Origin of the sequence: Shewanella sp. DNRA4 (assembly GCF_012843185.1) — a bacterium.
GTDB lineage: Bacteria > Pseudomonadota > Gammaproteobacteria > Enterobacterales > Shewanellaceae > Shewanella > Shewanella xiamenensis.
Genome location: NZ_JABAIP010000021.1, coordinates 38,744 through 51,466 on the forward strand (window position 1 = coordinate 38,744; position 12,723 = coordinate 51,466).

Below are 12,723 nucleotides of genomic sequence, written 5' to 3' on the forward strand. Positions count from 1 at the left end.
TATCGCGCTGTAGCCAATGGTTACAAAAGTAGTGGTAAGTGTACTGAACCTGCTACTTTTGTAGTTGGGCTAAAAATTTCTCGCCCTCGGGCACAGACAAGAGCAGATTGTAGCCTCGTGTCGTTGGCACTAACACTAGCTCGGATTTATCCGTCACTGCCACAAATGCCTTGCCCTTCCCCTTCAAATTAAACCAGCCAAGTTGATACCCTGGCATACCTATACCATTGGTTTTAAAGCTGGGCGCTAAATCCGCCTCCTGCTTCAAGTCGATAAGACGCGCCTGCTCGACTAACAGTTCGGAACGCGCTAATTGCACTTTATAGAAGGGAATATCGAGTTTTAGTTCGGTGTCGGTTAACGCGATTTCAGCATTATGGGATTGATAAAACACCCAAGAAAATCCGCCAATCATCACTAACAAGATGCCTAAGCTCGCCGATTTAGCCACTTTCGGCATAGGTTTAACCCACAACATCCACAGTAAGCCAGCTAAACCTAACAGCAAGATAATAAAGCTTAAAATTGAAGTTTGAGTCAGAGGCGCGAGGGAGAAAAACTGAGTCACCATGGTGGGCAGTCCTTAAGGAAGAAAAGCTTAATCTGCCAACAAAGACATATTATGTCAACAAAAATGCCAGCGCTAGGCTGGCATCTTATCAAGCGTAAAAAGCTTACAGATCAAGGGCGAGAATTTTAGAGCGGCGCTGATAGTTATACAGCTGCTTTTTCTTCTGTGGCAATGCATCAACATCTTCGATCACAAAGCCATGCTCTAAGAACCAGTGAATGCTGCGGGTAGTCAAGGCAAACAAACGCGAATAACCCCGATGACGCGCCTGACCTATGATGTTTTTCAGCAGCAGACTGCCCCTATCCGCATCGCGATAATCTGGATGCACCACTAAACAGGCAAACTCACCGGCGTTATCCTCCTCGAACGGATACAGGGCCGCGCAGCCAATCACTAAGCCGTCTCGCTCAATCAACATAAACTGCTCGATCTCAATCTCAAGCTGCTCACGGCTTCGGCGCACTAAAATGCCTTGCTCTTCCAGAGGACGGATTAAATTCAATATGCCGCCAATATCGCTAATCGATGCGCGGCGCAGGCGCTCAGCGCTTTCTGTCACGATTTGCGTGCCTATGCCTTCGCGGGAGAACAACTCCTGCAGCAAGGCACCATCATCAAGATAGCTAACCAAATGACAACGGGGCACCCCATTACGGCACGCATCAATACTTGCCTTGAGGAAAGCCATCGTGCCCACACAGGCAGAACCTTGCTCAGCAAGCTTAGTCAGAATATTTTGCGCATCATTTGGCATTAATTCGGCAATCACATCGCCATTGCGATCGAGAATACCGTTTTGCGAACTAAAGCCAATCATCTTGTCGGCCTTAAGCTTAATAGCAACCTGAGTAGCAATTTCTTCAGCCGTGAGGTTAAAGCTTTCGCCAGTGACAGATGCAGCAATCGGCCCCATCAACACGATACAGTGGTTATCGAGCTGACGCTTAAGCCCTTGAGTATCGATACGGCGCACTTTGCCGCTTAGACAAAAATCCACACCATTATCGACGCCCAGTGGCTGAGCAATCACAAAGTTACCGCTGACTAAGTTAATTTGCGCACCTTGCATCGGCGTATTGCTTAAACTCATCGATAAACGCGCGGTAATATCAAACTGTAATGCACCCGCGACTTGCTTAATGACTTTGAGTGAGTCTTCATCCGTGATACGTACACCTTCGTGGTAGGCGGGTTCAATCCCATTGGCGGCTAACGCTGCATCGATTTGCGGCCTCGCGCCATACACCAACACCACTTTAATACCCAAACTGTGTAACAACGCCACGTCATTCAAAATGCCGCGAAATTGATTTTGTGCTAAAGCCTCGCCACCCAACATCACCACAAAGGTTTTCCCTCTATGGGCATTAACGTAAGGGGCAGAATGACGAAATCCATCAACCAGTTCAGTGGTACGCACGCGTTGTTTACACCTCATATTTAAGCTGGTCCCCCCAAAATGGCTTACCAGGAGTGAATAACGAAAACCCGCGTATAGTATTGCATTTTAATTCACCAATAAAGAATTTATTCTCATTAAAATGCAGTTTTAATACAACAAAGTGCTTATATTTTCAAAAAATTGCACTTTTGATAAATGGTCACATTTTTTTAACCAAATATGATTTAGTCGCAATCGCCAAATATGGGACAGATTTATCTCATCTTGATGACGAAAAGCCAAAAAAAAAGCCCCTTAGATAAGGGGCTTTTCTCGAAACACTAAACAAGGATTACTTGATTTTTGCTTCTTTGTAGATAACGTGCTGACGAATAACTGGATCAAATTTTTTGATTTCCATTTTTTCTGGCATGTTACGCTTGTTTTTTTCAGTTGTGTAGAAGTGACCAGTTTTAGCTGTAGAAACTAATTTGATCTTCTCACGATTACCTTTAGCTTTAGCCATGATCTATTACACCTTCTCGCCACGGGCACGAAGTTCAGCAACAACAACTTCAATACCTTTCTTATCGATCAGACGGATACCTTTAGTAGATACACGTAACTGTACGAAACGTTTTTCTTCTTCTAACCAAAAACGGTGGTTTTGTAGGTTAGGTAAAAAACGACGACGGGTCGCGTTTTTTGCGTGCGAACGGTTGTTACCAACCATCGGCTTCTTGCCAGTAACTTGGCATACTCTTGACATGTCAGTCTTCTCCAAAAACAATTTTAACGCTCGAGCATTAATGTACCTCGTATGGCCGTCGCCCGAGGCACAAAGAGGGCGCATTTTATACACGATCATAGAGGTAAGATCAAGCGTTAGATTAATTAATCCAGCCTCGTTCCGCGAAGGAAACTATCTCTCTATCACCAACAACCATATGATCCAATAGGGATACATCTATGGTTGCCAACGCATTTTTTAATCGCTCAGTTATTCGTCTGTCAGCCTGACTGGGCTCGGCAATACCAGACGGATGATTGTGACACACTATGACGGCAGCAGCCTTTTTTTCCAGCACTAAGCTCACCACTTCACGTGGGTATACTGAGGCTGAATCTATTGTTCCGCGGAATAATTCGACGAACTGAATCACTCTATGCTGGCTATCCAGCAGCAAAATTGCGAACACTTCATAGGAGCGGTCAGCTAATTGTCTCATTAAATAATCCCGAGTTAAATCAGGATTTGTCAAAACCTGACCTCTCTGCAGGTTTTCTTGTGCCACACGCCTCGCTAATTCAGCCGCGGCTTGAAGCTGGGCGTATTTTACAGGTCCCACGCCCGGAAGTCGACACACCTGATGCTTTGGTGCGCAAAGTAAGCTTCTTAAACCACCAAATTCTTGAATAAGTGAGCGGGCAAGGTCTACGGCATTCAGCCCAGACAGGCCATTACGCAACAACACCGCCAGTAATTCGGCATCCGAGAGATGACTGGCGCCTTTTAGCAATAACTTATCCCGCGGCCCTTCACCCTCTGGCCAATCCTTAATCGCCATGTGACCTCCTGTCGTCGCATATTTTTACTTTAGCAAGTATGGACGAGATTTTTTGAACTGGGACAGTCACGCCAATTCATCGCTTTGTGGTATGGTTGGCGACATTATTTCAATCTCGGATGATGTCTGTGAGCCTGATAACGAAAAACGTCCTACTGGGTATTGGTGGCGGCATTGCGGCCTACAAAAGTGCGGATTTAGTGCGCCGCTTAAAAGAACGCGGCTTTGATGTGCGTGTGGTCATGAGCCAAAGTGCGATGGAATTTATTACCCCACTCACACTGCAAGCCTTATCAGGGCATCCGGTATCATCGAGCTTACTCGATCCCGCTGCCGAAGCGGCGATGGGCCATATTGAACTGGCACGCTGGGCCGATTTAGTGATTATCGCCCCTGCTACAGCAAATCTTCTCGCCCGTATCAATGCAGGCATGGCAGATGAATTAATCACAACCACTTGTCTTGCCACTGAAGCACCAATTGCGCTCTGTCCAGCAATGAATCAGCAGATGTATCGTAATCTCGCCACTCAAGCCAATTTAGCCAGTTTACAAAGCCGTGGTTACACCCTGTGGGGACCGGCAAGTGGCAGTCAAGCCTGCGGTGAAGTTGGCCCAGGCCGCATGCTCGAACCGCTCGAAATTGCCGAACTTGCGAGTCGCTTTTTTGCAACAAAAGATGTCTATGCTGAACAGGAATCACAACCGCTAGCAGGCCAATCGGTACTGATCACCGCAGGCCCAACCCGCGAAGCCATCGACCCTGTACGCTATATCTCTAATCACAGCTCAGGCAAGATGGGCTTTGCCTTAGCGAAGGCCGCGGCCGATATGGGCGCCGATGTGACCTTGGTCGCAGGGCCCGTAAATTTAGCCACCCCAGAAGGGGTGACGCGAATCAATGTTGAATCGGCACAGAATATGCTCGATGCTGTGATGGAGAATGTTGATAATAAAGATATTTTTATCGGCTGTGCGGCGGTTGCTGACTATCGAGTCAGCGATATTGCCACCAGTAAAATCAAAAAGTCAGCGGAAGAAATGCAACTTGCGCTGGTGAGGAATCCTGATATCTTAGCGACGGTCGCAAGCTTGGCAAACCGTCCTTTTATGGTGGGATTTGCCGCAGAAACCCATGATGTAGAAGCCTACGCCCGCGATAAACTCAAACGTAAAAATTTGAATATGATCGCGGCAAACGATGTATCCGTTGCTGGTCTAGGCTTTAACGCCGATGCCAATGCCCTGCGCGTATTCTGGCCACAGGGTAGTCAAGATTTGCCTGCTACCGATAAACTCACGTTGGCTCGGCAATTACTTTCGTTGATAGTGAAAGAAAAACAACATAAATGAAAACACCGATTGAATTAAAGATCCTCGATTCCCGTATTGGCTCTGAATTCCCGCTGCCTGCCTATGCCACACTAGGCAGCGCAGGCATGGATCTTCGCGCCATGATAGATACCACCATGACGATAGCCCCAGGAGAAACTCAGTTAATCCCTACGGGTATCGCCATCCACGTAGCAGATCCAGGCCTTGCAGCAGTGATTTTACCGCGTTCAGGCCTTGGCCATAAACACGGTATCGTCCTTGGAAATCTCGTTGGCCTCATCGATTCGGATTATCAGGGGCCCTTAATGGTCTCTTGTTGGAACCGCAGCGATACCCCATTTACCTTAGAAATCGGTGATCGTCTCGCACAACTGGTGTTTGTTCCTGTGGTACAAGCACAATTCAAACTCGTTGATGAGTTCGATAGCTCAGACCGTGGTGAAGGTGGATTTGGCCATTCTGGCACTAAATAACCTGAATCGTTATTGAGCGAAGGATACTGCAATGGCTGTAAGCCCAAAAATTAATCGTCGTGAACACATACTGCAATGCCTAGCACAAATGCTAGAAACCAGCCCAGGACAACGTATTACCACCGCTAAACTCGCCTCAGAAGTAGGCGTATCGGAAGCGGCACTCTATCGACACTTCCCGAGTAAAGCGCGGATGTTTGAAGGGTTAATTGAGTTTATTGAAGAATCATTACTCTCCCGTATTAACATCATCATGGATGATGAAAAAGACACCATGAAACGCTGTCAATTAGTACTACAGTTGTTATTGATTTTCGCCGAACGTAATCCAGGGATCTCGCGCGTCCTCAATGGTGATGCGCTTTTAGGTGAAAATGAGCGTCTGCGTAGCCGCATTAGTACGCTATTTGCAAAAATAGAAACTCAACTTAAGCAAATTTTGCGGGAAAAGACCCTGCGAGAAGGCAAAGGCTTTAATTTAGATGAGGCTATTTTAGCCAATTTGCTGTTAGCCTTCGCAGAGGGGCGAATTGCTCAATTTGTCCGCAGCGAGTTTAAACTCAAACCGACTCAGCACTTCGATGAACAGTGGCGCTTTATTCAGCATCAGCTGTTGCAAAGCTAATGATTTATCAACATAAAGGACGGTAATCACCGTCCTTTCTTTTATCCCGACTCCTTGTATCAGTAGTGCTTTTGCTTTAATCTTGTTTACACATTTCTAAAACTAAAAACACAATAATATTACAAGGATGTCAGATGAAATCTTTGCCATTTGCTGCATTGGCCGTAATTTGCTTGCCTATTACGCCTTTCAGCACATTAGCGGCCGAAACCTCGGCGACAAATGCCCTGTCACAATCCCAATTATTCAGTCGCGGCAACGAGTATTCTAACGTCAAGATCTCGCCTACCGGCAAATACTTAAGTGCAATTACCAGTATTGAGGGTAAAAATGTACTCATAGTATTAGATGCTCAAACCAAAAAACTGCTGAATGCGATTCGCTTCCCAAGCAACGCCCAGGTAGGCACCTATGAATGGGCCAATAGTGAGCGTATTGTACTGGCAAAAGAATACCTTAAGGGCTGGAGCGATGTGCCCCAATACTACGGCGAATTAATGGCGGTCAACGCCGATGGTTCTCGCCCTAAATATCTATTTGGTTATAACAGCGGCGAGCAGCAAACGGGTTCAAATCTCAAGAAAAATACCGCCATAAATGCCACAGCATTCATACTGGACCCTCTACCGGATGATGAACGCTATATGCTGGTCAACGCGCTCCCATGGACTGGTGCTCCGGACTTGAGTGAAACGCCTCAGGATGTCTACCGCGTTGACCTTTTTAGCGGGGTGCGTAAACGCATCACAGGCTCTCCCATAGGCCAAGCTCGCTTTATGACCGATCATGATGGTGACGTCCGCTTTGTGGCAGGGAAAGACAGCAAAAACATTACTAAAGTCTTTTACCGTAAAGATGGCGAATGGATAAACACCGATAAACTCAACCTAGGCTTAAGTGATTTTACGCCTATCTCCTTCGCTGATGATAAAAATACCATCTATGCAGCGGGTCGAGTGGGCACTGAAACCTTAGGCGTCTATCGCATCAACCTCGAAACAGGCGATAAGGCCGAGATCATTCAAGATGAGGTTGTTGATCCTAGCAACTTCTGGATCAACGGCACCAACAAACAGCTCTATGCCGTTGAGTTTGAAAATGGCTATCCAAGCTATGCCTTTGTCGATAACAACGACAGCCACGCCAAACTACTCAAGGATTTACTCGCGGCCCTGCCGGGGCATCAAGTACAAATCGTTAGCGAAACCCGTAATGGCGAACAATTGGTGGTAATTGCATTTAACGATCGCAATCCCGGTGATTACTATGTGTTTGATACGAAAAAACTCAAGCTAGAGTATCTAGCCGCCGCCCGTAAATGGCTCGACCCAGAGCAAATGGCTGAGGTCAAACCCATTAGCTTCACTAACCGCGATGGCCAGAAAATACATGGCTATTTAACCTTACCCTTCGGCAAAGAAGCCAAAAATTTACCCTTGGTCGTTAATCCCCATGGCGGTCCCCATGGCATTCGTGATTGGTGGGGATTTGACCCACAAAACCAACTACTTGCTCAAAATGGCATGGCGGTGTTGCAGGTTAACTTCCGTGGCTCAGGTGGTTATGGCGAGCGTTTCGAGCAAGCTGGCTATCAAAAATGGGGCTCGGATATTCAGCACGATATTATCGATGCAACTCAATATGTGATTGACCAAGGCTTTGCCGATAAAGAACGGGTGTGTATCGCAGGCGGTAGCTTTGGCGGTTATAGCGCATTGCAAAGTGCGATAATAGCACCCGATATGTTTAAATGCGCGGTTGGGTTTGCCGGTGTGTATGATCTGGAGTTGATGTTTGATGAAGGTGACGTCGCCAGAACACGTTCAGGAACAAGCTATCTTAAGGACGTACTTGGCCAAGATAAAGCCACCCTAAAAGCCATGTCTCCCTCTGAAAACGTTGCTAAATTAAAAGCGAACCTCTTACTGGTGCACGGTGGTGAAGATGAGCGCGCGCCAATTGAACAGTTGGAATCACTCGAAAAAGCCCTCAAAGCCCATAATTATCCCTACCAAAAACTGGTGATGGATAACGAAGGCCATGGTTTTTATAACGATTCTCATAGAGCCAAGTATTACGATCAGATGCTGAGCTTCTTAAAAACCAATTTAAAACTTTAGCCTTAACTAAAATAAAAGCTATCTTCATCAAGATAATGATGTTTTAGCGCCCCAAGGAGCCGATAATCGATAAGGACTATCGGCTTTTTCATCCGCTACGTGCGCGTTTTTTGGTATGAATTGTCCGCAATTCGCGCTATTCTGCCCCACCTTATTCTTGTCCAAGTGACAACGAATCGATTTGTACCCTAGTGCGCCTGATTGCTGATACTCAGCGACCAGTGCTAGGTTTTCAGTGATAGCCGCTACAAAAGTAGTGGAGGATAATAATGGCATTAAGTGAAGCAGCAGTAAAAGTACAGGCCGCCCTGCAAGAGCGCGGACTTGAAACCCCCATGCTCCCCAGTGTGTTTACTCCTGAAGAGCGTAAGGACAAGATTGAACACCATATGAAGGAAATCCTGACACTTATGTCACTGGATCTTTCTGACGACAGTCTTGCCGATACCCCACGCCGCATCGCCAAAATGTATGTCGACGAAATCTTCTCCGGTCTAGATTATGCTAACTTCCCGAAGATCACTGTGATTGATAACAAAATGGGCTTTGATGAAATGGTGCGCGTACAGGATATTAGCCTGACCAGTACCTGTGAACATCACCTTGTCACTATTGATGGCACAGCAACCATTGCGTATCTTCCACGTAAAAAAATTATTGGTTTATCAAAGATTAACCGCATTGTACGTTTCTTTGCCCAACGTCCTCAGGTACAAGAGCGTTTGACTCAGCAAGTGTTAGTCGCGCTGCAGACCTTGCTCGAAACTAAAGATGTTGCGGTTAAAATGGATGCGGTGCATTACTGCGTAAAATCCCGCGGCGTAATGGACTCCACCAGCTCAACCACCACTACGGCCTTAGGTGGCATTTTTAAATCCAACCCCGCGACCCGCGCCGAGTTTTTACACCAGTCGAAGTAAGACCTTACTTTGTGCGAGGCATAAAAAACGCTGCGACAGGATCGCAGCGTTTCTGTTTTAGCGGTTTATAACACGCTTAAGCCTTATTAGGCCTCGATGCCATACTGCTCACGGTACTGGCTTACCGCTGCTAGTTGCGCTTCCATACCTGGTTTTTCAGATAAATAGCGGATTAGATCCGCAAGCTTAATAATCGCCACAATACCGCAGCCAAAATCACGCTCAACCTCTTGGATGGCCGACAATTCGCCCTTGCCCTTTTCTTGTCTATCCAGCGCAATTAATACGCCAGCGAGCTGCGCTTGATGAGCTTCGATGATTTCCATCGACTCACGGATCGCCGTTCCCGCAGTGATCACATCATCCACCAGCATCACCCGACCTTTAAGCTCGCTACCGACTAAGCTACCGCCCTCACCGTGATCTTTTTTCTCTTTACGGTTAAAGCAGTAAGGAATATCGATATTGTGATGTTCGCACAAAGCCACCGCTGTCGTGGTCGCAATCGGAATACCTTTGTAAGCTGGGCCAAACAACAGATCGTACTCTATGCCAGAATCCACTAACGCCGCCGCATAAAAACGCCCTAAACGGGCTAAATCACGGCCAGTATTGAATAGGCCAGCATTAAAGAAGTAAGGACTGATACGGCCCGATTTAAGGGTAAACTCACCGAATCGCAGTACCTGACGCTCTAGGGCAAATTCAATAAACTCACGTTGATAGGCTTTCACAATCTCTCCTTACGACTTTAACGTTCTATTTTTATTGGGTTATAGCAATATTGATTTAATAAAAAGCCCCATAACGGGGCTTCTTATCAACAACAATTAATTTAATGCGGCTTTCTGCACATCGACGATTTCACGAATACTGTTCTTCGCCAACCCGAGTAGCTCAATCAATTCTTCATGGCTAAACGGCTCACCTTCGGCAGTGCCTTGAATTTCGATAATCTTACCGGTTTCTGTCATTACCACGTTCATATCGGTTTCGGCAGCGCTGTCTTCAACATACTCTAGGTCGCTTATCGCTTCACCGTTGTAGATACCCACGCTGACCGCAGCGATTAAGAACTTAAGCGGGTTAGATTTAATAATGCCTTTACCACGAGCCCAGTTAAGCGCATCCACTAAGGCGACACAAGCACCAGTGATTGACGCAGTACGGGTACCACCATCAGCTTGGATCACATCACAATCGATGACAATGGTGTTTTCACCCAGCGCTTTCATATCCACACAGGCACGCAACGCACGGCCGATAAGACGTTGAATTTCTTGCGTGCGGCCAGATTGTTTACCACGAGCGGCTTCACGGTCCATACGGCTATGGGTCGAACGAGGTAACATGCCGTACTCCGCCGTCACCCAGCCTTGACCCTGACCTTTAAGGAAACGTGGCACACCTTCAGTAAAACTGGCGGTACAAAGCACTTTTGTTTCGCCAAATTCCACTAACACAGAACCTTCGGCATGGGCCGTAAATTGGCGAGTGATAGTGATGGGACGTGTTTGTGCTGGCGTTCTGTTACTTGGACGCATGCGAAATTCCTGTATTCTGAGTCATTGACCGATTTTGGCTGCATATTATAGGGTTTTGTGCCTATAGATGCCATGCTTAGGGTGATTCTCTAGCAAACTCGTCACACAAACACCTAATCCTCCTCGCGAGTAGTGGTATGCCTTTAATCCTAAAGCCATTGACTCTATAATCGCCTCTCATTATGACGATTAAACCACTAGGACAACCCATGATCCAAAGCATGACAGCCTACGCTCGCATTGAGCACAAAGCACAATGGGGCACTGCCTCTTGGGAAATTCGCTCAGTCAACCAGCGTTATCTCGAAACTTACCTACGTCTGCCAGAACAATTCCGCAGCTTCGAGCCCGTTTTACGCGACCGCCTGCGTAAACGCTTAAGCCGCGGTAAAGTCGAGGTCAATTTACGCTACGAATTAGCCGATAACAGCAATAACGAACTTAAATTAAACCAAGGGTTAGCCAAACAGCTACTCGACGCCGCTAGTTGGCTCAAACAAGAAGCCGGACAAGGCGAAGTCAACCTCACCGATATTTTGCGCTGGCCAGGAGTACTTTCTAGTGCTGAGCAGGATATGGACGCGGTTGGTGCCGATTTAATGACCGCCTTCGACTTAGCTATCGACCAATTCATTGAAGCCCGTGGCCGTGAAGGCGCAGCCATCAAAGACATGCTCTTAAGCCGCTTGGATGGCGTCAGCGAGCAAATCGCCGTTGTGCGCGAGCATATGCCTAAAGTGATGGAATATCAGCGCGATAAACTCACCAATCGTCTCGCCGAAATCAAAGGTGAACTCGATCCCGCCCGCATCGAGCAGGAGATGATCTTATTAGCACAAAAACAAGATGTGGCCGAAGAGATGGACAGGCTCGAAGCCCATGTTAACGAAGCCCGCCGCATCCTCAAAAAAGGCGGCAGCGAAGGTCGCCGTTTAGATTTTATGATGCAAGAATTTAACCGCGAATCGAACACCCTCGCCTCTAAATCCATCAGCACCGAAATCACCGCCGCCGCCGTCGAGCTCAAAGTGCTCATCGAACAAATGCGCGAGCAGATACAAAACGTGGAATAACCTCCTCATTTCTTCAGCAATTTGCTTTTAATGCCCTACTCTTAGGGCGTTGAAAGCATCTTTGTAGTTTCATTTATCATCAGATACTTAATATTCGATGAGCCTTAGATGATACGCAAAGAATGGTAAATTCAATACGCCACACAGTTCCAAAAACATACTAATTAGATAAAACATCGACTCATCTTTATCAGCCTCTACACCCTACTCCTTTGGGAATAATTCAGACAATTTAATGTGACAGCCGCAGCAAATCCTGACTAAATTAGTCAGGATTTATTGCATCACAATAAAGCTGCAAATAATATGCATGTAAATTATTTGTGCTTTGGAGTGTTGCAATGTCATCAACTAGCTTTTCGTCAGCGTCTCACGTTGAACAACCATCAGCCCCTTTATCCCCATGGCTTGAGCGTAAAGTAGGCGAGTTGGTCGCGGAGGATTTTCGCCGCGCCCATGTGTTTAGCCAATTTGGTATCGATTTCTGCTGTGGCGGTGGTCGAGCACTGATCAGTGCCTGTGAGCGAGCGCAAGCCGACCCAAATAAAGTCGTCGCCGCATTAGAGTACATGACACATTCAGGTGCTAAAGAAGATGAACTTAATCAACTACCACTTGAGCAACTAATTGATTATATTGAGCGTACTCACCACCAATATGTCCGTGCTAAAGCACCGTTATTGCTGGAATACTCAGAAAAGATGGTACGCGCTCATGGCGAGCATTATGCCGAAATTGTTCCATTTGCAGGTTGGGTTCGTGCGTTGATAGAAGATTTAATGCCGCATTTGATGAAGGAAGAAAATATCCTCTTTCCTGCGATTCGGGCGATGAGTCAAGGCGAGCAAGTGCAGGGTTGTTTTGGTCATATAGGTAACCCTATCAATGCAATGCAACACGAGCACGAAGAAGCAGGATTGATTTTACAAAAGCTACATGAGTTAACCAACGACTTTACGCCTCCCGAATATGCGTGTACTACTTGGCGGGTTTGTTATGCAACGCTCGCAGAATTTGAGGCGGACCTGCATAGGCACATTCATTTAGAAAACAACATTCTCTTCCCTAAGGCGCTGCAACTCGCCTAATAAACAAGATTGATTAACCACCA

Annotated in this window: 14 protein-coding genes; 7 read left to right on the plus strand and 7 right to left on the minus strand. The window is 46.6% G+C overall.

Annotated features, from left to right (window positions below):
* Positions 1–52: 52 nt before the first annotated feature.
* From HG547_RS19205 to radC, 5 genes are all read right to left on the minus strand, one after another.
* The gene (locus tag HG547_RS19205; protein ID WP_055647678.1) at positions 53–571 is read right to left on the minus strand and encodes a PH domain-containing protein; all 519 of its coding nucleotides are present in this window, start codon (positions 569–571) and stop codon (positions 53–55) included.
* A gap of 103 nt (positions 572–674) precedes the next feature.
* Positions 675–1,994, minus strand: coding sequence for an amino-acid N-acetyltransferase (argA, locus tag HG547_RS19210; protein ID WP_055647679.1), 1,320 nt, complete (start codon positions 1,992–1,994; stop codon positions 675–677).
* Between the two features lie 313 nt (positions 1,995–2,307).
* The gene (gene rpmG, locus HG547_RS19215; RefSeq protein ID WP_006079871.1) at positions 2,308–2,481 is read right to left on the minus strand and encodes a 50S ribosomal protein L33; all 174 of its coding nucleotides are present in this window, start codon (positions 2,479–2,481) and stop codon (positions 2,308–2,310) included.
* A 6-nt stretch (positions 2,482–2,487) separates the two neighbouring features.
* Positions 2,488–2,724 carry a 50S ribosomal protein L28 gene (gene rpmB, locus HG547_RS19220; RefSeq protein ID WP_006079870.1) on the minus strand — a complete coding sequence of 79 codons (237 nt, stop codon included), beginning with the start codon at positions 2,722–2,724 and terminating at the stop codon, positions 2,488–2,490.
* 121 nt (positions 2,725–2,845) lie between these two features.
* Entirely contained in the window at positions 2,846–3,523 is a 678-nt protein-coding gene (radC, locus tag HG547_RS19225) for a DNA repair protein RadC (protein ID WP_011073923.1), read from the minus strand.
* Between the two features lie 119 nt (positions 3,524–3,642).
* Here radC and coaBC point away from each other — a divergent pair, with 119 nt between their 5' ends.
* The 5 genes from coaBC (at position 3,643) to folE (ending at position 8,995) form a co-directional block, all read left to right on the plus strand.
* Positions 3,643–4,875 (plus strand): bifunctional phosphopantothenoylcysteine decarboxylase/phosphopantothenate--cysteine ligase CoaBC, encoded by a 1,233-nt coding sequence (coaBC, locus tag HG547_RS19230; protein ID WP_037422903.1) that lies wholly within the window; start codon positions 3,643–3,645, stop codon positions 4,873–4,875.
* Entirely contained in the window at positions 4,872–5,330 is a 459-nt protein-coding gene (gene dut / locus HG547_RS19235) for a dUTP diphosphatase (protein ID WP_109287821.1), read from the plus strand. The genes coaBC and dut overlap by 4 nt, the downstream gene beginning before the upstream one ends.
* A gap of 31 nt (positions 5,331–5,361) precedes the next feature.
* A complete protein-coding gene (slmA, locus tag HG547_RS19240; protein WP_011073926.1) occupies positions 5,362–5,955 on the plus strand; it encodes a nucleoid occlusion factor SlmA in 594 nt (197 codons plus the stop codon).
* A gap of 134 nt (positions 5,956–6,089) precedes the next feature.
* Positions 6,090–8,075: a S9 family peptidase gene (locus tag HG547_RS19245; RefSeq protein ID WP_169548742.1), complete on the plus strand. Its 1,986-nt coding sequence runs from the start codon at positions 6,090–6,092 to the stop codon at positions 8,073–8,075.
* Positions 8,076–8,344: 269 nt separating this feature from the next.
* Entirely contained in the window at positions 8,345–8,995 is a 651-nt protein-coding gene (folE, locus tag HG547_RS19250; RefSeq protein WP_169548743.1) for a GTP cyclohydrolase I FolE, read from the plus strand.
* Positions 8,996–9,081: 86 nt separating this feature from the next.
* Here the strand turns inward: folE and pyrE are convergent, their stop codons facing one another.
* Positions 9,082–9,729, minus strand: coding sequence for an orotate phosphoribosyltransferase (gene pyrE / locus HG547_RS19255; RefSeq protein WP_169548744.1), 648 nt, complete (start codon positions 9,727–9,729; stop codon positions 9,082–9,084).
* A 96-nt stretch (positions 9,730–9,825) separates the two neighbouring features.
* Positions 9,826–10,539: a ribonuclease PH gene (gene rph / locus HG547_RS19260; RefSeq protein ID WP_011624329.1), complete on the minus strand. Its 714-nt coding sequence runs from the start codon at positions 10,537–10,539 to the stop codon at positions 9,826–9,828.
* Positions 10,540–10,748: 209 nt separating this feature from the next.
* Between rph and HG547_RS19265 the strand changes: the two genes are divergently transcribed.
* Together HG547_RS19265 and ric are read left to right on the plus strand one after the other, a co-directional pair.
* A complete protein-coding gene (locus tag HG547_RS19265) occupies positions 10,749–11,612 on the plus strand; it encodes a YicC/YloC family endoribonuclease (RefSeq protein WP_037422912.1) in 864 nt (287 codons plus the stop codon).
* Between the two features lie 341 nt (positions 11,613–11,953).
* Positions 11,954–12,700 carry an iron-sulfur cluster repair di-iron protein gene (gene ric / locus HG547_RS19270; RefSeq protein WP_037422968.1) on the plus strand — a complete coding sequence of 249 codons (747 nt, stop codon included), beginning with the start codon at positions 11,954–11,956 and terminating at the stop codon, positions 12,698–12,700.
* The last annotated feature ends 23 nt before the right edge of the window (positions 12,701–12,723 follow it).